Source organism: Pseudomonas sp. WS 5071, from assembly GCF_012985765.1.
Lineage (GTDB): Bacteria > Pseudomonadota > Gammaproteobacteria > Pseudomonadales > Pseudomonadaceae > Aquipseudomonas > Aquipseudomonas lundensis_A.
The window spans coordinates 1-21,437 of record NZ_JAAQWY010000044.1; the positions used below are offsets into that span (position 1 = coordinate 1).

Here is a 21,437-nt window from a genome sequence, read left to right on the forward strand (position 1 = left end):
GTGATGACCTGTTTGTTATCGAGGGTGATGGTCAGCGGGCCGGTGGTGTTGGTGACTGGCTTGCCGTCTTTATCAACCAAAGTTGCGGTGTAAACGATTTCGCCGCCTTCGCCGACAGTTTTAGTCGCGGTCAGAACCACATCGACCTTGTCGATGGTGTCGTTGATCTGCGTCGTTGCGCCGTCGCCAGCGACTACGAGCTTCTCGAAGTTGCCACCCGCGGTGCCGGTGATCTGGACGGTCTGGGTGCTCTTATCGATGAACACGTCATCGCCTGGGGCATCAACAATCACGGTACCAACGGTTTCGCCGGCTTTGATGGTGATGGTTTGCTTGTTGTCGAGCGTCAGGGTGACGTCGGTATCCGCTTTATTAGAAAGCGTAGCGGTGTAGGTGATTTTCCCGCCTTCGTTGACGGCGCTTGGCGCGGTCAAGGTGACGGTGGTGGTGTTGTCGGTGCCCGGTGTGTCGGTGACAGTCGTGGTGACCTTGTCAGTGCCTGGAACCAGATTTTCGAAGTGCCCGCCGCCAGTTACTTCCTTGATGCCGGTAGTAACGGTTTGGTCGCCTTTGTACACATCGTCTGGCGCTACAGCCGAAACAGTACCGCTCGACTCGTTCACACCGATGGTGATGACCTGTTTGTTATCGAGGGTGATGGTCAGCGGGCCAGTGGTGTTGGTGACTGGCTTGCCGTCCTTGTCGACCAGGGTGGCGGTGTAAACGATCTCGCCGCCTTCGCCGACAGTTTTGGTGGCAGTCAGCACCACATCAACTTTGTCGATGGTGTCGTTGATCTGCGTCGTTGCACCGTCGCCAGCAACCACCAGCTTCTCGAAGTTACCGCCTTCAGTACCGGTGATCTGGACGGTCTGGGTGCTCTTATCGATGAACACGTCATCGCCTGGAGCATCAACAATCACAGTACCAACGGTTTCGCCGGCCTTGATGGTGATGGTTTGTTTGTTGTCGAGCGTCAGGGTGACGTCAGTGTCAGCCTTGTTGCTCAAGGTGGCGGTGTAAGTAATCTTGCCGCCTTCACTCACTTCAGTCGGAGCCGAAAGGGTCACAGTAGTGGTGTTATCAGTACCTGGGGTATCCGTCACCACGGTGGTGACTTTGTCAGTACCTGGAACCAGGTTTTCAAAGTGCTCGCCACCGGTGACTTTTTCGATGCCGGTCGTAACAGTCTGGTCGCCTTTGTACACATCATCTGGCGCTACAGCCGAAACAGTACCGCTCGACTCGTTCACACCAATGGTGATGACCTGTTTGTTATCGAGGGTGATGGTCAGCGGGCCGGTGGTATTGGTAACTGGCTTGCCGTCTTTATCAACCAAGGTTGCGGTGTAAACAATTTCGCCGCCTTCGCCGACAGTTTTGGTGGCAGTCAGCACCACATCAACTTTGTCGATGGTGTCGTTGATCTGAGTCGTTGCGCCGTCGCCTGCGACTACGAGCTTCTCGAAGTTGCCACCCGCGGTGCCGGTGATCTGGACGGTCTGGGTGCTCTTATCGATGAACACGTCATCGCCTGGAGCATCAACAATCACAGTACCAACGGTTTCGCCGGCCTTGATGGTGATGGTTTGTTTGTTGTCGAGCGTCAGGGTGACGTCAGTGTCAGCCTTGTTGCTCAAGGTGGCGGTGTAAGTAATCTTGCCGCCTTCACTCACTTCAGTCGGAGCCGAAAGGGTCACAGTAGTGGTGTTATCAGTACCTGGGGTATCCGTCACCACGGTGGTGACTTTGTCAGTACCTGGAACCAGGTTTTCAAAGTGCTCGCCACCGGTGACTTTTTCGATGCCGGTCGTAACAGTCTGGTCGCCTTTGTACACATCATCCGGTGCTACAGCCGAAACAGTACCGCTCGACTCGTTCACACCGATGGTGATGACCTGTTTGTTATCGAGGGTGATGGTCAGCGGGCCGGTGGTGTTGGTGACTGGCTTGCCGTCCTTGTCGACCAGGGTGGCGGTGTAAACGATCTCGCCGCCTTCGCCGACAGTTTTGGTGGCAGTCAGGACCACATCAACCTTGTCGATGGTGTCGTTGATCTGCGTCGTTGCGCCGTCGCCAGCGACTACGAGCTTCTCGAAGTTGCCACCCGCGGTGCCGGTGATCTGGACGGTCTGGGTGCTCTTGTCGATGAACACGTCATCGCCTGGAGCATCAACAATCACGGTACCGACGGTTTCACCGGCCTTGATGGTGATGGTTTGCTTGTTGTCGAGTGTCAGGGTGACGTCAGTGTCAGCCTTGTTGCTCAAGGTGGCGGTGTAAGTGATTTTCCCGCCTTCGTTGACGGCGTCTGGCGCGGTCAAGGTGACGGTGGTGGTGTTGTCGGTGCCCGGTGTGTCAGTTACGACGGTGGTGACTTTATCGGTACCTGGAACCAGGTTCTCGAAGTGCTCGCCACCGGTGACTTTTTCGATGCCGGTCGTAACAGTTTGGTCGCCTTTGTACACGTCGTCCGGCGCTACAGCCGAAACAGTACCGCTCGACTCGTTCACACCGATGGTGATGACCTGTTTGTTATCGAGGGTGATGGTCAGCGGACCAGTGGTATTGGTAACTGGCTTGCCGTCTTTATCAACCAAAGTCGCGGTGTAAACGATCTCGCCGCCTTCACCGACAGTTTTGGTGGCAGTCAGCACCACATCAACCTTGTCGATGGTGTCGTTGATCTGCGTCGTTGCGCCGTCGCCTGCGACTACGAGCTTCTCGAAGTTACCGCCTTCAGTACCGGTGATCTTGACCGTCTGGGTGCTCTTGTCGATGAACACGTCATCGCCAGGGGCATCAACAATCACGGTACCAACGGTTTCGCCGGCCTTGATGGTGATGGTTTGTTTGTTGTCGAGCGTCAGGGTGACGTCGGTATCCGCTTTATTAGAAAGCGTAGCGGTGTAAGTGATTTTCCCGCCTTCGTTGACGGCGTCTGGCGCGGTCAAGGTGACGGTAGTGGTGTTATCGGTGCCCGGTGTGTCGGTTACGACGGTCGTGACTTTGTCAGTACCAGGGACCAAGTTCTCGAAGTGCTCGCCACCGGTGACTTTTTCGATGCCGGTCGTAACAGTTTGGTCGCCTTTGTACACATCATCTGGAGCCACAGCCGAAACAGTACCGCTCGACTCGTTCACACCGATGGTGATGACCTGTTTGTTATCGAGGGTGATGGTCAGCGGACCAGTGGTATTGGTGACTGGCTTGCCGTCCTTGTCGACCAGGGTGGCGGTGTAAACGATCTCGCCGCCTTCGCCGACAGTTTTAGTCGCAGTCAGCACCACATCGACCTTGTCGATGGTGTCGTTGATCTGTGTCGTCGCCCCACCCGGAGCGATATCAAGCTTCTCGAAACCACCACCCACAAAGTCCGGATTGATCGTGACGTTGATCGGACCCGCATCTTTGAATACGTCGTCGGTCGGTGCCTTGGAGGTCACTTGGCCTGTGGTCTCGCCCTTGGCGATAGTGATGACGTCACCATTGCTCAAGGTAAGGGTCAGGTCGCTGCCGGCCTTGTTGCTCAGGGTCGCGGTGTAGGTGATGTTGCCACCCTCGTCGGCCTCGCCCGGTGCGGTCAGGGTGACGGTGGTGGTGTCGGTGGTGCCGGGTGTGTCGGTCACGGTGGTGTTGACTGGCGTGGTGCCAGGTACCAGGTTCTCGAAGTGCGCGCCGCCGGTCACATTGGTGATCGCGGTGGTGACGGTCTGGTTGCCCTCATACACGTCATTAGGCGCAACAGTGCTGGCAGTACCCGCGGATTGGCCGACGCCAATGGTAATGGTCTGGCCATTGTCCAGGGTCACGGTCAACGGATTGGTGGTGTTGGTGACCGGGTTACCCGCCTTGTCCACCAGCGATGCGGTGTAAACGATCTGGCCGCCTTCACCCACGGTGGTGGTCGCCGTCAGCACCACATCAACCTTGTCGATGGTGTCGTTCACGGTGGTGGTAGCGCCGTCACCGGCCACTTCCAGTTTTTCGAAGTTGCCGCCATCAGTCTCGACGATCTTCACGGTTTGCGTGCTTTTGTCGACAAACACATCATCGCCCGGAGCATCGACGGTGACGGAGCCAACGGTTTCACCCGCCTTGATGATGATGGTCGAACCGTTATCCAGCTTCAGCGTAACGTCGGTGTCTGCTTTATTGGAAAGCGTGGCGGTGTAGGTGATCTGGCCGCCTTCGTTGACATCGCCTGGCGCTGTCAGTGTCACGGTGGTGGTGTCGACCGAATCGGTGATGGTCGTGACGGCTGGCGTCGTGTTGGGCACCAGGTTTTCAAAGTTGCCACCGGTGGTCCCGGTGATAGTCGTAGTGACGGTGCTGCCGTTGACGTAGACGTCGTTCGCCGGGGTATCGACCACCACGGTGCCGACGGATTCGCCGGCCTTGATGGTGATCACCGAACCGTTGGACAACGTCACGGTAACCGGGGTTTGCGCCGGGTTGGTCAGGGTCGCGGTGTAGGTGATCTGGCCGCCTTCGGTCACGGTATTGGTGGCGGTGAGGGTCAGGCCAGTGTCATCGACCGAGTCGGTGATCGTGGTGACAGCTGGGGTGGTGTCTGGCTCCAGCTTTTCGAAGTTGCCACCGGTTGCCCCGGTAATGGTGGTGCTGACCGTGCTGCCATTGTTGTAGACGTCGTTGGCCGGCGTATCGACCACCACCGTACCGGTGGACTTGCCTGCCTCAATGGTGATCACCGAGCCGTTGCTCAAGGTGATGGTGACAGGGGTCTGTGCCGGGTTGGTCAGGGTCGCGGTGTAAGTGATCTGGCCGCCTTCGGTCACTGTTTCGCCTGCTGTCAGGGTCACAGTGGTGGTGTCGATGGTGTCGGTGATCTGGGTGACTGCCGGTGTCGGGTCGACGGTCAAGATCAGGTTGTTACCGCCGGTGGTGCCGGTGACGGTGACGCTGATCTGGCCTGGATCGATGTACGGGCTGTCGTTGGGCGCCAAAGGCACATTGACGGAGCCGGTCACTTGGCCGGCCGGGATGGTGATCACCGCGCCGTTGGACAGGGTGATCGTCAGGTTGCTGGTGGACGGCTGGGTCACTGTGGCGGTGTAGGTCAGCACGCCGCCGGCTTCGGTGATGGTCGGTGTGGCGCCCAGGGTCAGGGTCGACGGCAAAGGTGCGGCCGTGAGTGGGTCAGTCGGCTGCCCGCCGAGTTCGTTGGTCAGCGCATTGGTTGCGAAACCCAGGCCAGCAGTCGGAAACCCAATGGTCGGATCGACCGAGCCTGCGGTCTCATCAAGCATCACAAAGCTGTGGCCGCCACCGGCAGCGCCCGTGCCGGAAGCTGTCGCGCCTGCGGCGGTGGCTTCCAGGTCGGTGGTCGGGTCAGCGCCGGCGGCAATGGCCTGCTGCAGTTCGGCAACCGAAGGTGCGGCCTGTGCAGTGGCTTGGGCCAGGTCAGTGCTGGAGTCGGGCGCGTTGGCGCTCCACTGGGTATCACGCCCCAGGTCCAGCGTACGGCCATCGGCCAGCTCCAGGCTCACGGAGCCCGACATGCCGGTGTCTATCTGATCGCCGGCAAACAGGCGATCACCTTCAACCAGCACCCGACGGGCGCCTTCCGGAGAAATGACGAAAACTTGGCCAACAATGCTTTTGACGATTGCAACAACACTGCTCATTGAAGATTTCTCCGGCGATCCATTCTGTGGGTGTTCCTAAGGCTGAGATCCGATGGGATTCATCAGCCTGGGAGGTGCGTAGTTTATAAATCGGATGACGTCAAATAATTGGCTATATTTTTTGGCGATTTACTTTATGCCAAACTATTGACCTTCTTGGCGCCATCCTAAACAATCGCCTCGCTAATGTCACATTGATATTCATGCGGCGAACCGTCCTATATGTGTGAACCAGTTCCGCTTTTGAACTTTCCGACGTACGGTCATTACGGTAGCCATTTTCTAACGCAGCACAACCAAGTTGCTGTGACTTGAGACAAGAAGTCCTGGGGATTCTTAAAATGCGTTTGCACCTGCTTAAGGCAATACCGTTCGTTCTCGCCGCCAGTTTCGTACAAGCCCAAACCCTGCCCCAGGCCATGCAGCAAGCGCTGGATGTGCACCCTGAGATTCAGGCAGGTGTCAACGCTCGTATCGCGGCTGACTATCAGTTGCGTGCGGCCAAGGGTGGTTACCTGCCCCGTGTCGACTTGAACGCGGGTTATGGCCGTGAAGGCACCGACAGTTCATCCACTCGCGCCCGTGGCGGCCATTGGGACACCCTCAATCGCGGCGAATCGAGCCTGCGCCTGCAGCAAATGGTTTTTGACGGTTTTGCCACCTCCAGTGAAGTAGGGCGTCAACAAGCCACCGTTAACTCCCGCGCTTTTTCGTTGCTTGGCACTTCCGAGCGCACTGCATTGACGGTAGCCCAGGTTTACCTGGACGTCCTGACCCGTCGTGAGTTCGTGCGTCTGGCCGAAGACAACCTGCGTAACCACGAGCGCATCTACGACCAGATCAAACTGCGCACCCAGCGCGGTGTCGGCAGCGGGGCTGACCTGGACCAGGCTGAAGCCCGTTTGGCCCAAGCCCGTAACAACGTGATCACCGAGCAGACCAACCTGGCCGACGCCCAGACCAACTACCTCAGTGCCGTCGGCCAAGAAGCCGATCAGTTGGAGCGTCCGCCCAGCTTCATGGCGCTGCTGCCTGCAGACCTGAATGAAGCGCGTCGCCAGATGCTCGATAACAGCCCGATCCTGCGTTCGGCCGAATCCGATATCGCCGCTGCCGAAAAACAATACGAAGCCGCCAAGTCTTCCTTCTACCCACGTTTCGACGCCGAGTTGGGCCGTAACGCCGACAACAACATCGACGGCGACGCCAGCCACAACAACGGCTGGGAAGCCATGCTGCGCATGCGCTTCAACCTGTACGCCGGTGGCAGCAACAAGGCTGAGCTGGAGTCCAAGTCCTACCAGTCCAACCAGGCCCTGGATATCCGCAACAACGCCTTGCGCCAGTTGAACGAAGAACTGGGCCTGGCCTGGAACGCCATGAACAACGCCAATGCCCAGGTGCCGATTGCCCAGCAATACGTCGACCACAGCAGCAAGGTGCGCGGCGCCTACCAGAAACAATTCAGCCTGGGCGAACGAACTCTGCTTGACTTGCTCGACAGTGAAAACGAGCTGTTCACCGCTTCGCGCCGTTTGGAAGAGATAAAAAACGTTCAGTTATTTACTCAGTACCGAATCAAGGCGACCATGGGCGAGTTGCTCAAGAGCCAAGGAGTGGTCGCACCGATGGCCTCCGTCGTCCAGAACGACGTGAAGCCGAAAGTCCAACTGCCTGGGATGAATTGAGCTATTCCTTATAGTCCCATCTGTTAGTTGAGAGAGCCCGCGTGGAATCAGAAGTCAGTCGAGTCCATCTCAGTCATGATCCACGCACATTGCACGACGACCCGTTACTCGACGGGTTGTTGGCTCTCTGCGCCCTGCACCAGAAGCCCGCCAGCGCGGCGATGCTGACCACCGGTCTGCCATTGCCGGCACAGCAACTGACCGCCGACTTGCTGGCCCGGGCTGCGGCCCGCGCCGGTTTGCAAGGGCGGCTGCTGCAACGCAAGCTCGATTCGATCCCCCCGATTGCCATGCCGGCGCTGCTGTTGCTCAAGGATGGCCGTAGTGCCGTGCTGCTCGGCTGGCAGGGTGAGGACGAGGCGCAGGTGCTGCTCAGCGAAAGCGACGGCGGTGAAACCATCGTCAAGCGCCAGGCGTTGGCCGATGACTACACCGGTAAAGTGTTCTTTGCCCAGCCCCAACACAAATTCGATGTCAGCCACGGCACCCTGATCCCCCGGGCCCGCTCCTGGTTTCGTGACACCCTCAAGCGTTCGCGCTGGCTCTACGCCGATGCCATCGCCGCCAGTTTCCTGATCAACCTGATTGCCATGGCAGCGCCGCTGTTCGTGATGAACGTCTACGACCGCGTCGTGCCCAACCAGGCCACCGCCACCCTGTGGGTGCTGGCGACCGGTATTTTCATCGCCTACGTCTTCGACCTGGTCCTCAAAAGCCTGCGCAGCCTGTGCCTGGACCTGGCCGGCAAGAAAACCGACCTGATCATCTCGGCCACGTTGTTCGAGCGGATCGTCGGCATGTCGATGAAGTACCGTCCGGCACGGGTCGGCAGCTTCGCCCAGAACATCCACGAGTTTCAGAGCCTGCGTGATTTCCTCGCCTCCCTGACGCTCACCAGCCTGATCGACTTGCCGTTTACCCTGCTGATATTCATGGTTATCGCGATCCTCGGCGGGCATCTGGTATGGATCCCCATGCTGGCCTTCCCGATTGCCCTGGGCATCGGCTACCTGCTGCAAAAGCCGCTGGTCGCCACCATGGAGCGCACCATGGCCCTGGCCTCCGAGCGCCAGTCGAGCCTGATCGAAACCCTGGCCGGGCTGGATGCGGTCAAGGTCAACAACGCTGAAAGCGAGCGCCAATACCAGTGGGAGCAAACCATTGGCACCCTCAGCCGCCTTGAATTGCGGGTGAAAATGCTCTCTGGGCTGTCGATGAACATCACCCTGCTGATCCAGCAATTGGCGGGTGTGATCATGATTGTCTTCGGGGTCTACCAGATCATCGACGGCAATCTCAGCATGGGTGGCCTGATTGCCTGCTACATGCTCAGTGGCCGCGCCCTCAGCCCGCTGGCGTCGCTGTCGGGCCTGATGACCCGCTACCAGCAAGCCAAGGTCACCATGGTCTCCACCGACCAGATGATGGAGCTGCCCCAAGAGCGCAACTTCGAAGAACGCCCTTTGAGCCGCCGTACCCTGCAGGGCGCCATCGAGTGCCGGGGCCTGAATTTCACGTACCCCAACCAGCAGAACATGGCACTCAAGAACATCAACCTGGTGATCAAGCCCGGCGAGAAGATCGGCATCATCGGGCGCAGCGGCTCGGGTAAAAGCTCCCTGGCCAAACTGATCGTGGGCCTCTACCAACCCGACTCCGGCGCCTTGCTGGTGGACGGCGTGGACATTCGCCAGATCGACGTCAGCGAACTGCGCCACAACGTCGGCTATGTGCCCCAGGACATCCAACTGCTGGCCGGCACCCTGCGCGACAACCTGGTCTCCGGCGCCCGTTACGTTGAAGACGAAGTGGTACTGCAAGCCGCTGAGCTGGCGGGCGTCCACGAATTTGCCCGCTTGCATCCACAAGGCTACGAGCTGCAAGTGGGCGAGCGCGGCCAGAACCTCTCTGGCGGCCAGCGACAAAATGTCGCCCTGGCCCGCGCCCTGTTGCTCAACCCGCCTATCCTGCTGCTGGACGAACCAACCAGCGCCATGGACAACACCGGTGAAGAACGCTTGAAACAGCGCCTGCAAGCCGTTGTGGAAAACAAGACCGTGGTGCTGGTGACGCACCGTGCGTCGCTGTTGTCCCTAGTGGACCGTTTGTTGGTCATCGACCGTGGGCAAATCCTTGCCGATGGCCCGAAAGCCGTAGTGATGGAAGCGTTGAAGAAGGGGCAGATCAGTGTTGCGTAAATTCAAGGACGCGGTCCGTCGCTATTTCATTGGTTCCGATTCGCTGGATGGCCAGCCACTGCCAGAGGTCAAGAAGGCCCTGATCGAAGATGCCCCGCGTGTGGTGCGGTTGACCATCTGGGGGATCATCGGGTTTTTCCTGTGCATGCTGCTGTGGGCCGGTTTTGCCAAGGTCGACGAAGTGACGCGCGGTGATGGCAAGGCTATTCCATCCTCCAAGTTGCAGAAGATCCAGAACCTTGAGGGCGGCATCGTCGCCGAGCTGTACGTCAAGGAAGGGCAGATCGTCGAGGCTGGCGCGCCACTGATCCGCCTGGATGACACGCGCTTTGTCTCCAACGCTGGTGAAACCGAGGCCCAGCGCCTGTCGCTGTTACTGCGCATCGAGCGCTTGAACGCCCAGGTCGAAGACCGGCCGCTGAACATTCCTGAAGACGTGCGTGCCGCTGCGCCCACCCAGGCCATCAACGAGCAGTCGCTGTATGAAAGCCGGCGCCAGCAGTTCAAGGATGAAATCGGTGGTTTGCAGGAACAACTGACCCAGCGCCAGCAGGAGATGCGCGAATACACCTCCAAGCAAGGCCAGTACCGTAACCAACTGTCGTTGCAGCGCCAGGAAATCAACATGTCCGAACCCCTGGTCGCCCAGGGTGCGGTGTCGCCGGTGGAAGTGCTGCGCCTCAAGCGCGCAGAAATGGAAACCCGTGGGCAACTGGACGCTACCACCCTGGCCATCCCCCGTGCCGACTCGGCGATCAAGGAAGTACAACGCAAGATCGACGAAACGCGTGGTAAATACCGCAGTGAAGCGCTGACCGAGCTCAACGAGGCACGTACTGACCTGAACAAGGCCCAGGCCACCGGCAAAGCTCTCGAAGACCGTGTGAGCCGGACCCTGGTCACCTCGCCGGTGCGCGGGATCGTCAAGCAACTGTTGGTCAATACCATTGGCGGCGTGATCCAGCCGGGCAGCGACATGGTTGAAATCGTGCCGCTGGATGACACCTTGCTGGTAGAAGCCAAGATCCGCCCGCAAGACATCGCCTTCCTGCACCCGGGGCAAGAAGCCGTGGTCAAGTTCACCGCCTACGACTACACCATCTACGGCGGCCTCAAGGCCAAGCTGGAGCGCATCGGTGCCGACACCATCACCGATGAAGACAAGAAAACCACCTACTACATGATCACCTTGCGCACCGACCGCAGCCACCTGGGCACCGATGAGAAGCCACTGATCATCATCCCCGGCATGGTCGCCTCGGTGGACATCATCACTGGCAAGAAGACCATCCTCAGCTACCTGCTCAAGCCCATCATCAAGGCCCGGGCCGAGTCGCTGCAGGAGCGTTGATCTCGATTGCCTGGCCTGGCCTCATCGCAGGCAAGCCAGCTCCCACATTTTGGACCGCGTACGCCGTTCAATGTGGGAGCTGGCTTGCCTGCGATGGGGCCCTCAACCCCACCCCATCCCCCAGGCCCTACCGCAAAAAGGCCATATCGTTATTCTCTAACGGTATTTAAATTTCAATTCTTATATCTATAAAGTCACTCTCCTGACTGCCAGGGAGTGATCACATGTCCACCGCCACAGCCGCCTTATCCACCGCCCAAACCTTCGACATCCTCCCATTCCCCGGCAGCGTAGGCGCCGAGATCATTGGCCTGGATCTGTCGCGCCCGGTCAACGACCAGGACTTCGCCCGCATCCACCGCGCGCACCTGGACCACCATGTGGTGGTGTTCCGCGACCAGCGCATCACCCCCGAGCAACAGATCGCCTTTAGCCGCCGCTTCGGCGTGTTGCAGATCCATGTGCTCAAACAGTTCCTGCTGGCCAACCACCCGGAAATCCTCATCGTTTCCAACATCATCGAAAACGGCCAGTCCATCGGCCTGGGCGACGCGGGCAAATTCTGGCACTCGGACCTGTCATACAAGGAACTGCCGAGCCTGGGCTCGATGCTCCACGCTCAGGAACTGCCGTCCGAAGGCGGCGACACGCTGTTTGCCGACATGCACAAAGCCTGGGACCAGTTGCCCGAGCATCTGCGCAAGGCCGTGGAAGGTCGCAGCGCAGCGCATTCGTACACCGCGCGCTACAGCGAAACCAAATTCGAAGGCAACTGGCGCCCGACCCTGACCCCCGAACAACTGGCCCAGGTCGCCGAAGTGGTGCACCCGGTAGTGCGTACTCACCCGGAAAACGGGCGCCAGGCGCTGTTCGTCAGCGAAGGCTTCACCACCCGTATCGTCGGCCTGCCCGAAGACGAAAGCCGCGACCTGCTGGCCCAACTCTTTGCCCACAGCATCCACCCGCACAACATCTACCGCCACAGCTGGCAGCCCCACGACCTGGTGTTCTGGGACAACCGCTCGCTGATCCACCTGGCCGCCGGTTGCCCCAGCCACCTGCGTCGCAAACTGTTTCGCACCACCATCCAGGGCGACGCCCCCTTCTGATTCGGAGCATGACCATGTCCAGGAAAACCCCCTTTGCACGATTGGCCGCGACCGTTGGCCTTGGCGTCAGCCTGTTGGCCGGCAGTTTGGTTGCTCCCGCCGTCGCCCAGGCCGAAGGCGAGATTCGCATTGCCGAGCAGTTCGGCATCGTTTACTTGCTGCTCAATGTGGTGCGCGACCAGAACCTGATCGAAAAATACGGCAAGCAGCAAGGTATCGACATCAAGGTCGACTGGACCCAATTGTCCGGTGGCGCGGCGGTCAATGACGCGCTGCTGTCTGGCTCCATCGACATTGCCGGCGCCGGTGTCGGCCCGCTGCTGACCATCTGGGACCGCACCCATGGCAAGCAGAACGTCAAGGCCGTGGCTTCCCTGGGCAACTTCCCTTACTACCTGGTCAGCAACAACCCCAAGGTCAAGACCATCGCCGACTTCACCGAAAAAGATCGCATCGCGGTACCGGCCGTGGGGGTTTCCGTGCAGTCGCGGTTCCTGCAATACGCGGCGGCCAAGCAATGGGGCGACAAGGAATTCAATCGCCTGGATAAATACACCATCGCCGTGCCGCACCCGGACGCCACGGCTGCGCTGATCGCCGGCGGTACGGAGCTGACCGGGCACTTCTCCAACCCGCCGTTCCAGGACCAGGCCCTGGCCAACCCGAACGTGCATGTGGTGCTCAACACCTATGACCTGTTGGGGCCGAACTCACCGACCGTGCTGTTCGCCACCGAGAAGTTTCGCAACGACAACCCGAAAACCTACAAGGCCTTTATCGACGCACTGACCGAGGCCGCGCAGTTTGCGCAGAACGACAAGGGCGCCGCTGCCGACACCTACATCCGCGTGACCAAGGCCAAGATCGACCGTGCCGCGCTGCTGAAAATTATCGACAACCCGCAATTCGAATTCAGCGTCACCCCGAAAAACACCTACCCGCTGGCCGAGTTCCTCTACCGCGTGGGCGCGATCAAGAACAAACCCGAGTCGTGGAAGGATTACTTCTTCCAGGATGCCAAGCCGCTGCAAGGGAGCTGAGATGAACGCACCCTTGCAAGGCCACACGGCCAGCAACCTGAACACCACTGAGGCGCTGCTCTCGGTGGATCACGTCAGCCTTGAATACCGCACGCCCGAACGGGTAGTGCGGGCCACCCACCAGGTCAGTTTCGAGATCGATCCGGCCGACCGTTTTGTACTGCTGGGGCCTTCGGGCTGCGGCAAGTCCACGCTGCTCAAGGCGGTAGCCGGTTTTATCAAACCCTGCGAAGGCGAAATTCGCCTGGTAGGGCAGAAGGTCGAGCAGCCGGGCCCGGATCGCATCGTGGTGTTCCAGGAGTTCGACCAGTTGCCGCCGTGGAAAACCGTCAAGCAGAACGTGATGTTCCCGCTGCTGGCGTCCAAGACCCTCAAGCGTCGCGAGGCCGAAGAACGGGCGTTGTATTACCTCGACAAGGTCGGCTTGAGCGCCTTTGCCGACGCCTATCCCCACACCCTGTCCGGTGGCATGAAGGCTCGCGTTGCGATTGCCCGGGCATTGGCCATGCAGCCGAAAATCCTGCTGATGGACGAACCGTTCGCCGCACTCGACGCCCTGACCCGGCGCAAGATGCAAGAGGAGTTGCTGCTGCTGTGGGAGGAGGTGCGTTTTACCTTGCTGTTCGTCACCCACTCCATCGAAGAGGCCTTGGTGGTGGGTAACCGCATCCTGCTGCTGTCGCCCCATCCAGGGCGTGTGCGCGCCGAAATCCACAGCCATCAATATGACCTGCACAGCCTTGGCGGTGTGGAGTTCCAGGCGTCGGCGCGGCGTATTCATCGCCTGTTGTTCGATGAAACGCCCGAGGCAGAAACCGAGTTGGATTTCGCCGATATCCGCATCGCTTATTGAAGGACTGTGCCCATGCGCCAGGAATATGAAATCACCCTGCAACCGCTGCCCGGCGTGCCCGTGGAGCGTGCCTTACCCCTGCGTCAGCGCCTGTGGCAACAAGGCTGGTTGCGCAAAGGCTTGATCCTGATCGTGCTGGCGCTCCTCTGGGAAGCAGCGGCGCGCTATCAGAACAACGACCTGCTGCTGCCCAGTTTCCTGCAGACCTTCCACGCCTTCTACGACGGCATTGCCAGTGGCGAGCTGTTGGGTAAGGTCAGTATCTCGCTGGTGGTGCTGCTCAAGGGCTACCTGATCGGGATTGTCCTGGCATTCGCCCTGACCACGTTGGCGGTTTCGACCCAGATGGGCCGTGACCTGCTGAGCACCCTGACCTCGATGTTCAACCCGCTGCCGGCGATTGCTCTGCTGCCATTGGCGTTGCTGTGGTTTGGCCTGGGGCAGAACAGCCTGATTTTTGTGTTGGTGCACTCGGTGCTGTGGGCCTTGGCACTCAACACTTACTCGGGATTCATGGGCGTGTCGGAAACCCTGCGCATGGCCGGTCGCAACTACGGCCTCAAGGGCATGCGCTTTGTGCTGTTTATCCTGATTCCGGCGGCGTTGCCGTCGATCCTCGCCGGGCTGAAGATTGGCTGGGCCTTTGCCTGGCGTACGCTGATCGCCGCCGAACTGGTGTTCGGCGCGACCAGCGGCAAGGGTGGCCTGGGCTGGTACATCTTCCAGAACCGCAACGAGCTGTACACCGACAAGGTCTTCGCGGGGCTGGCGGTGGTGATCCTTATCGGCCTGCTCGTAGAGAACCTGGTGTTCGACATCCTGGAGCGCGTCACCGTGAAGCGCTGGGGCATGCAGCGATAAACCCTTGCGGGGGCCTGGAGCCCCTCGCCACCGGGCAGTACCGGTAAAGCCTGCTACGATTGCGTGCGCTGTACTCCAAACCCATCATGAGTGCTTGGCATGCAATTACCGGATATGAACCTGTTGGGGGAGCCTACAGAATTCGGAAAAAATCGTACGCTAAGGTTTTCCGACCTGTCGTAACGGCCTGAATTTCCCGTCTTCCAGCTTGCGGCTCTGCCGCCAGACGTAATCGCCAGTCAGGTTGATGTGCTCCCATCCCAACGGCGATAGATACTGATACAGGTCGGTATTCACCGGTTTTCCGGCGTCAGCCAACCCCAGGGTGGCCCGTTCTAGGTAGACCGTGTTCCACAGCACAATGGCGGCGGTCACCAGGTTGAGGCCGCTGGCCCGGTAGCGCTGCTGTTCAAAGCTCCGATCCCTGATTTCACCGAGGCGGTTAAAGAACACTGCCCTGGCCAGCGCGTTGCGCGCCTCGCCCTTGTTCAGCCCAGCATGCACACGGCGGCGCAGCTCGACGCTTTGCAGCCAGTCCAGGATAAACAGCGTGCGCTCGATCCGGCCCAACTCCCGCAGGGCCACGGCCAAACCGTTCTGACGCGGATAGCTGCCCAGCTTGCGCAGCATCAACGAGGCAGTGACAGTGCCCTGTTTTATCGACGCGGCCAGGCGCAGAATCTCGTCCCAGTGAGCCCGCACGTGCTTGATGTTCAACGTACCTCCAATCATTGGCCGCAGTGTCGGGTAGTTCTGGACACTCTGGGGCACGTACAGCTTGGTCTCGCCTAGGTCGCGGATGCGCGGGGCAAAACGAAAGCCCAGCAGGTGCATTAGGGCGAAGACGTGATCGGTGAAGCCCGCAGTGTCGGTGTAGTGCTCCTCGATCCGCAGATCCGACTCGTGATACAGCAGTCCATCGAGTACATAGGTCGAATCCCGAACACCGACATTCACCACGCGGGTGCTAAACGGTGCGTACTGATCGGAAATGTGGGTATAGAACAGCCGCCCCGGTTCGTTGCCGTACTTCGGGTTGACGTGCCCGGTGCTTTCGCCTCGACCGCCTGCGCGAAAGCGCTGGCCATCGGACGATGAGGTGGTGCCGTCTCCCCAGTTAGCCGCAAAGGAATGGCTGAACTGGCTGTTGACCAGTTCGGCCAGTGCCGCCGCGTAGGTTTCGTCGCGGATGTACCAGGCTTGCAGCCAGGACAACTTTGCGTAGGTCATTCCCGGACTCGAATCGGCCATTTTGGTCAGTCCGATGTTGATGGCATCGCCAAGGATTGCAGACAACAGCAGCGTTCTATCCTTGGCCTGGGCACCATCCTTCAGATGGGTGAAGTGACGGGTGAATCCCGTCCATTCATCCACGTCCATCAGCAGCTCGGTGATTTTGATACGTGGCAGTAGCTGACTGGTCTTGTCGATCAGCGCCTGAGCGGTGTCCGGTACCGCCGCATCCAGCGGCGTAATCTTCAGCCCGGACTCGGTGAGGATGGCGTCGGGTAGTTCGTTGTCCTTGGCCAGCTTGGCGACGGTCGCCAGTTGCTGCTCCAGCAGCTGCAAGCGCTCCTCCAGGTACTGGTCGCTGTTGGGATTGATCGCCAATGGCAGCGCCTGTTCCTTCTTGAGCACGGCAAACTTCGCGGGTGGTAGCAGGTAATCTTCAAAGTCACGGAACTGCCGAGAGCCCTTGACCCAAATATCGCCGGAACGCAGCGCGTTTTTCAGTTCAGACAAGGCGCAGATTTCGTAAAAACGCCGGTCAATGCCTTCCGGCGTGATCACCAGCGGTTTCCATCGCGGCTTGATGAAGGCGGTCGGTGCATCCGATGGCACCTTGCGCAGGTTATCTGCGTTCATCTCACGCAGCTGCTGGATAGCATCCAGCACGCGTTGCGCTGCAGGTGCAGCCCGTAGCTCAAGCACCTCCAGAAAGGCTGGGGTGTAGCGGCGCAACGTGTTGAAGTTCTCGCTGACCAGGTGCAGGTGGTCGAACGCCTCGGGCCGGGCCAGCAGCTCGGCATCGGTCACGCTCTGGGCGAATTCGTCCCAGGGGATGACCGCCTCGATGGCGGCGAACGGATCGTCCCCCGACGCTTTGGCCTCCAGCAAGGCCTGGCCTATTTTCGAGTACAGGCGCACCTTGTCGTTGATCGCCTTGCCCTGTTTCTGGAACTGCTGCTGATGCTTGTTCTTGGCGCTACTGAACAGCTTGATCAGAATCCGGTCGTGCAGATCTACCAGTTCATCGGTCACCGTGGCGGTGCTTTCCAGCACCACGGCCGCCAAGGTCGCGTAGCGCCGTTCGCTCTCGAACTTGCCCAGATCCTGAGGCGTCATCTGCCCGCCTTCACGGGCCAGCTTCAGCAACCGGTTCTGGTGGATTAGCCGGTCGAGCCCTTCGGGCAAACCCACCAGCTGGAAGATCTTCAGCCGTTCGATGTGCTCCATTATGTGCCGCGAGTTCGGTTTTAGTGGAGACTGGCGTAGCCACGTTAACCAGGTGCTATTGCTGCCGGCCTTGAGGGTTAGCAGTTCGTCGAGCTTGTTCCGATGTTGCTGGCTCAGCGGCTCGATCAAGGCACGGTAAACCCTGCGGTTGGCTCGTGCCACGGCTTCAGAACAGGCCCGATCGATCACCGTCAATGTCGGTAAGATCCGCCGTTGTTGACGCAGACTCTCCAGGGCCTGCCCGGCCAGTAACAAGCTTTTGTCGGTTTGCTGGGCCAGGTTGGTCAACTCGCGTACCAGAGCGCGAAAGTCCGAAAGCCCGAACGGCAGCAATCCAAGGTAGGTGCGCAGCTCCTGGGCGTGTTCGCGGCGGGTGACATCGCGCTCGCCGTACTTCGGCCAGCTTTCAGGCGCCGCCTGAACCTGTCGGGCCACCCACTCAATGACCGGATCGGGCAGCACGCTGTCGCTGGCCAGCGCGTAACCGGGGTAGCGCAGCAGGCAGAGCTGCACCGCAAAGCCAAGGCGATTGGCATCACCCCGGCGCTGACGGATCAGCGACAGGTCGGACTCGTTGAAGGTGTAATAGCGGATCAGGTCGTCTTGGCTATCCGGCAGGGCAAGCAGGGTGTCGCGCTCAGTGGCCGAAAGGATCGAGCGACGGGGCATGTGTCAGTCATCCCTGCGAAGGTACTGGTAGAGGGTTTCCCTACTTATACCGAACTCACGGGCTAACTGGGCCTTCGCTTCGCCGGCAGCGGCGCGTTGCCTGACTATGATGGCCTGTTCATCGGACAGGGCCTTCTTGCGGCCCCGGTAAGCACCACGCTGTTTGGCCAGGGCAATGCCCTCGCGCTGTCGCTCGCGAATGAGGGCTCGCTCGAACTCCGCGAAAGCCCCCATTACCGACAGCATCAGGTTGGCCATGGGGGAGTCGTCACCAGTGAACACCAAGCCTTCCTTCAGAAACTCGATACGCACGCCGCGCTTGGTCAGCTTTTGCACCAGACGCCGCAGGTCGTCCAGGTTGCGGGCCAAGCGATCCATACTGTGCACCACAACGGTGTCACCCTCGCGGACAAAGCCGAGCATGGCCTCCAGTTGCGGACGCTGGGTATCCTTACCAGATGCCTTGTCGGTGAACAGCTTGCCTACCTGAGTCTGTTCTAGTTGGCGTTCCGGGTTCTGGTCGTAGCTGCTGACCCGGACATAACCGATACGTTGTCCCTGCAAGCTGCCTCCGTAGGCTTCGCTAATGCTTAATGATCAGAGGCAGCATTCGCTGCCTCTTACCCTGCTTGCAATACGGGTACTCTCAATGAGAGACGCTGATAGACCCTTTTTGTAAGTTGAATACCTGGGCCAGGTGTCCATCCAACTCACCTTGCATATCGCCGATGAAACAGATTTTTGAATTGGCCGGTGCACGTTTAAGCGTTGCTTTAACCTTGTTCCGAAGTGGTGTAGATCCGAGCTTCAGCTCCTGGAAAATCAGCGAGTCATTACGGCCCAGCGGAAGATTGGACAGTGCCTCAACAGCTGCCTGACCAACCAAAGTCATATGCGGTTCACCACCCTTTATCTCTCCACCCGCCCAGCAGCAGTAATATTTTTTTCGGTCGTACTCGACCTCAAAAACCATAAATTCCAGCGACTGTCCTGGGCGAGTCCCCATTTTTTCCTGCACCTGCAATAGAGTTCCAGCCTCAGGCTTGGCTCCGGCGACAAGTGTCGATTTGATCGATGGCATATTCATTCCTTTTTGATGTCAATGACGTTCAGCACGTCAATTGTGTCAGGCTGAAATCTATGATATTCGTTAGCAAGTGTCAATAAAATGTACTTTCAACTCTAACCTGACGCTGAGGGTCTTGGCAGCCTGACATCAGGTTAGGGTATAGCCCAACCTGACGGATCGATTGACAGCTCATTATTATTCACTATGATTAACCCTGAGTCGAGCTATGGCAAAGCCACTCAAAATAAATCACAAAGGATAGATGATGAGCCAATCCAGCCCTTTGACGCACCAGGATGCCAACCATCGCGATTCCGCATGGGAGCGTGCTGCCAACTACGAGAAGGAAGAGCGCCCCATCCACCCAGTTAGCAAAATTGTGATCAAGGGGGCGGTTGATGTTGTGTTCTTTCGCTCGTCATCAGCGCACCTGGTCGTGGCAGGGGAAAACGTGGAAGCCATTCGTAACATCAAGACCCGCTTCGAGGGTGACAAGCTGATCATCGAGCAGGAGGGCATTTCCATTAGCGGCTATGGGGGCAATATTCACGTTTCTGGTACCGGCAACATTTTCGTGGGCGGAACGATCAATGTCGGTGGACGCCACGGCGGCGTCACTATGCAGTCCAAGGGGCGAAGCATCGTTGGAATCGCATTGCCTGAAGCCCCCAGTATCCGCATCAAGGGCAGTGGCGACGTGACCCTGTACGACCTTCAGCAGACCGTCCTCGATCTAGGCATCCAAGGTTCGGGCGATATCACGGCCTTTGGTCGCGTGGGTCTTCTGGACGCCGAGATAGCCGGTTCGGGCGACGTGGACGCCAGCGAGCTGGTCGCTACGTCCGCCAAACTGTCGGTAGTCGGCTCCGGTGATATCGACGCCTATGTCAGCGACTCAGTGAAGGCACGCGTGGCGGGTTCCGGTGACATCGTGGTGCGCGGTAACCCGCCGACCCGCGACCATTCCGTTGCCGGCTCAGGCGACATCAAGTTCAAGAAGAAGTGACGCTCCATGAAGAATGACCAAGAACGAACCGAGCTGTTGCAGCAGATCGACAAGCTGTTGACGGCAGTGGATTCGATGCAAACCTGCCTCGAAGCGCCCGAGGCCACAAACGCCGATGGCAGCTTTGACATTGCTCGCACCAACTTGCGTATCACGGCCAACGAGGCCGCGCAGGTTGTCGAACGTCAGCGAGGCGCGCAGGAGCAGCGTGAAAAGTCTCGTCCAAAAGTAACGCTGGCCACGTCGTTACTTGCCGGCGCTGAAGCGTCTGAATGGCAGGCCAACAAGCTCAAAACTAATGGCGATGAGGCCGGTGCCCGCCAGGCCAGCGAACATGCCGTCACTCTGCGCCGGATGGCATCGGAAGCGGCGATTACTGAACGCCGGCAGAGCATGCACCTTGTACCTACCATTGATTAGGAGTAACCCCATCATGGCAACCACCGCGAAAACCCGATCCGTCACGGCTCACGTCCCTGTGCAACTGGCCGAAAAGGTCGATTTGATGGCTGAGCGCCTGGAACGCTCCAAGAACTGGATCGTCAAGCAGGCTCTGGCCGCCTGGATAGACCAGGAAGAAGAACGTAGTCGCCTGACCCGTGAGGCATTGGCCGATGTGGATGCTGGTCGCGTGATCGATCATCAAGCTGTCCAGGCCTGGGCTGAAAGCCTCAGCACTGACACTCCGTTGCCGGTACCGCGCTGATGGAGTTGAAGTGGACAAGCAAGGCGCTTTCCGACATTGCCCGGTTGTATGAGTTTCTGGCGTCGGTGAATCAGCCTGCCGCCGCACGAACAGTGCAGCAACTCACAGCCGCACCTTCCACGCTGCTGGCCAACCCGCGCATTGGCGAACGCCTGGAAGAATTCGATCCACGGGATGTGCGCCGAATTCAGATCGGCCATTACGAGATGCGTTACGAGATAGTGGATTCCACTATCTACCTACTGCGCCTGTGGCACACCCGCGAAGACCGATAGGTTTGGCTGGGCCAGGAACGGAATACATCAAACTGGCGAGCCTACGACTGATCAGAAAACCTTAGCGTACGATTTTTTCCGAATTCTGTAGGCTCCCCTAATCCAAGGCCAACCTCCTGTGCTAATTCGCCCAGTCTAGGGGACTATAGATCGCCAGTCATCAGTAGCTCTCTCAGTATGCTGAGATTTTTCCTGATTTCAACTTCTACCTTTCCAGAATAATCAAGTGCCTCAAGCGTATTCTTTGTTTGGTTCATTGCCTCTGCTATTATATCAATGGCAGTTTTTCTTGATGCTGCCATATTTTCTAGAGTCTGTTCCCCTGCATCTAGGCTCTGTACGTAAACCCAAGAAATACGATTTTCTGTAAAATACACCGTCATTAAAGCCAGGAGGCCAAGATGGCAAAGCGGTATGAACTCCCCGACGCAGCCTGGGATCTGGTTGCAGATATCTTCACCAAAAATCAGCGCACCGGGCGCCCTCGGGCCGATGATCGCCTGATGC

Annotated in this window: 15 protein-coding genes and 1 pseudogene; 12 read left to right on the forward strand and 4 right to left on the reverse strand. The window is 58.8% G+C overall.

Annotated elements, in window-relative coordinates; translation table 11 throughout:
* Positions 1 to 5,648, reverse strand: a 5,648-nt coding sequence (locus tag HBN61_RS20900) for a retention module-containing protein (protein WP_170047817.1), incomplete at its 3' end; no start/stop codon positions are given.
* A 341-nt stretch (positions 5,649 to 5,989) separates the two neighbouring features.
* Between HBN61_RS20900 and HBN61_RS20905 the strand changes: the two genes are divergently transcribed.
* The 7 genes from HBN61_RS20905 to HBN61_RS20935 all read left to right on the forward strand — a co-directional run bounded on the left by HBN61_RS20905 (position 5,990) and on the right by HBN61_RS20935 (position 14,748).
* A complete protein-coding gene (locus HBN61_RS20905) occupies positions 5,990 to 7,336 on the forward strand; it encodes a TolC family outer membrane protein (protein ID WP_029298771.1) in 1,347 nt (448 codons plus the stop codon).
* A gap of 41 nt (positions 7,337 to 7,377) precedes the next feature.
* Positions 7,378 to 9,534, forward strand: a complete 2,157-nt coding sequence (locus HBN61_RS20910) for a type I secretion system permease/ATPase (protein ID WP_029298773.1) — start codon at positions 7,378 to 7,380, stop codon at positions 9,532 to 9,534.
* A complete protein-coding gene (locus tag HBN61_RS20915) occupies positions 9,524 to 10,885 on the forward strand; it encodes an HlyD family type I secretion periplasmic adaptor subunit (protein ID WP_029298775.1) in 1,362 nt (453 codons plus the stop codon). The genes HBN61_RS20910 and HBN61_RS20915 overlap by 11 nt, the downstream gene beginning before the upstream one ends.
* A 224-nt stretch (positions 10,886 to 11,109) precedes the next feature.
* Entirely contained in the window at positions 11,110 to 11,994 is an 885-nt protein-coding gene (locus HBN61_RS20920; protein WP_146427470.1) for a TauD/TfdA dioxygenase family protein, read from the forward strand.
* Positions 11,995 to 12,008: 14 nt separating this feature from the next.
* On the forward strand, positions 12,009 to 13,034 hold the full coding sequence (locus tag HBN61_RS20925) for an ABC transporter substrate-binding protein (protein ID WP_146427468.1): 1,026 nt from the start codon (positions 12,009 to 12,011) through the stop codon (positions 13,032 to 13,034).
* A gap of 1 nt (position 13,035) precedes the next feature.
* Positions 13,036 to 13,887 carry an ABC transporter ATP-binding protein gene (locus tag HBN61_RS20930; protein WP_029298781.1) on the forward strand — a complete coding sequence of 284 codons (852 nt, stop codon included), beginning with the start codon at positions 13,036 to 13,038 and terminating at the stop codon, positions 13,885 to 13,887.
* A 12-nt stretch (positions 13,888 to 13,899) separates the two neighbouring features.
* Positions 13,900 to 14,748, forward strand: a complete 849-nt coding sequence (locus tag HBN61_RS20935; protein WP_146427466.1) for an ABC transporter permease — start codon at positions 13,900 to 13,902, stop codon at positions 14,746 to 14,748.
* Positions 14,749 to 14,907: 159 nt separating this feature from the next.
* On the opposite strand, the gene HBN61_RS20940 is transcribed toward HBN61_RS20935, so the two are convergent.
* The 3 genes from HBN61_RS20940 to HBN61_RS20950 form a co-directional block, all read right to left on the reverse strand.
* The gene (locus HBN61_RS20940; RefSeq protein ID WP_146427464.1) at positions 14,908 to 17,874 is read right to left on the reverse strand and encodes a Tn3 family transposase; all 2,967 of its coding nucleotides are present in this window, start codon (positions 17,872 to 17,874) and stop codon (positions 14,908 to 14,910) included.
* Positions 17,875 to 17,877: 3 nt separating this feature from the next.
* The gene (locus HBN61_RS20945; protein ID WP_048388137.1) at positions 17,878 to 18,438 is read right to left on the reverse strand and encodes a recombinase family protein; all 561 of its coding nucleotides are present in this window, start codon (positions 18,436 to 18,438) and stop codon (positions 17,878 to 17,880) included.
* An 82-nt stretch (positions 18,439 to 18,520) separates the two neighbouring features.
* A complete protein-coding gene (locus HBN61_RS20950; protein WP_126624766.1) occupies positions 18,521 to 18,955 on the reverse strand; it encodes a hypothetical protein in 435 nt (144 codons plus the stop codon).
* 253 nt (positions 18,956 to 19,208) lie between these two features.
* Between HBN61_RS20950 and HBN61_RS20955 the strand changes: the two genes are divergently transcribed.
* The 5 genes and pseudogenes from HBN61_RS20955 to HBN61_RS20980 form a co-directional block, all read left to right on the forward strand.
* Positions 19,209 to 19,949, forward strand: coding sequence for a GIN domain-containing protein (locus HBN61_RS20955; protein ID WP_019334897.1), 741 nt, complete (start codon positions 19,209 to 19,211; stop codon positions 19,947 to 19,949).
* A gap of 6 nt (positions 19,950 to 19,955) precedes the next feature.
* Positions 19,956 to 20,369: a hypothetical protein gene (locus HBN61_RS20960; RefSeq protein ID WP_048388134.1), complete on the forward strand. Its 414-nt coding sequence runs from the start codon at positions 19,956 to 19,958 to the stop codon at positions 20,367 to 20,369.
* A 13-nt stretch (positions 20,370 to 20,382) separates the two neighbouring features.
* Positions 20,383 to 20,655 (forward strand): CopG family ribbon-helix-helix protein, encoded by a 273-nt coding sequence (locus tag HBN61_RS20965; RefSeq protein ID WP_016502318.1) that lies wholly within the window; start codon positions 20,383 to 20,385, stop codon positions 20,653 to 20,655.
* Positions 20,655 to 20,930, forward strand: a complete 276-nt coding sequence (locus HBN61_RS20970) for a type II toxin-antitoxin system RelE/ParE family toxin (protein WP_016502317.1) — start codon at positions 20,655 to 20,657, stop codon at positions 20,928 to 20,930. Before HBN61_RS20965 ends, HBN61_RS20970 begins: the two co-directional genes overlap by 1 nt.
* Positions 20,931 to 21,331: 401 nt before the next feature.
* Positions 21,332 to 21,437: pseudogene (locus HBN61_RS20980) on the forward strand (IS5/IS1182 family transposase); the annotation flags it as partial.

Bases quoted from the DNA above. Each gene is read 5' to 3' on its own strand.
- HBN61_RS20905 (WP_029298771.1), top strand. From the start codon at position 5,990: ATGCGTTTGCACCTGCTTAAGGCAATACCGTTCGTTCTCGCCGCCAGT.
- HBN61_RS20920 (WP_146427470.1), top strand. From the start codon at position 11,110: ATGTCCACCGCCACAGCCGCCTTATCCACCGCCCAAACCTTCGACATC.
- HBN61_RS20925 (WP_146427468.1), top strand. From the start codon at position 12,009: ATGTCCAGGAAAACCCCCTTTGCACGATTGGCCGCGACCGTTGGCCTT.
- HBN61_RS20930 (WP_029298781.1), top strand. From the start codon at position 13,036: ATGAACGCACCCTTGCAAGGCCACACGGCCAGCAACCTGAACACCACT.
- HBN61_RS20935 (WP_146427466.1), top strand. From the start codon at position 13,900: ATGCGCCAGGAATATGAAATCACCCTGCAACCGCTGCCCGGCGTGCCC.
- HBN61_RS20940 (WP_146427464.1), bottom strand. From the start codon at position 17,874: ATGCCCCGTCGCTCGATCCTTTCGGCCACTGAGCGCGACACCCTGCTT.
- HBN61_RS20950 (WP_126624766.1), bottom strand. From the start codon at position 18,955: ATGCCATCGATCAAATCGACACTTGTCGCCGGAGCCAAGCCTGAGGCT.
- HBN61_RS20955 (WP_019334897.1), top strand. From the start codon at position 19,209: ATGAGCCAATCCAGCCCTTTGACGCACCAGGATGCCAACCATCGCGAT.
- HBN61_RS20960 (WP_048388134.1), top strand. From the start codon at position 19,956: ATGAAGAATGACCAAGAACGAACCGAGCTGTTGCAGCAGATCGACAAG.
- HBN61_RS20965 (WP_016502318.1), top strand. From the start codon at position 20,383: ATGGCAACCACCGCGAAAACCCGATCCGTCACGGCTCACGTCCCTGTG.
- HBN61_RS20970 (WP_016502317.1), top strand. From the start codon at position 20,655: ATGGAGTTGAAGTGGACAAGCAAGGCGCTTTCCGACATTGCCCGGTTG.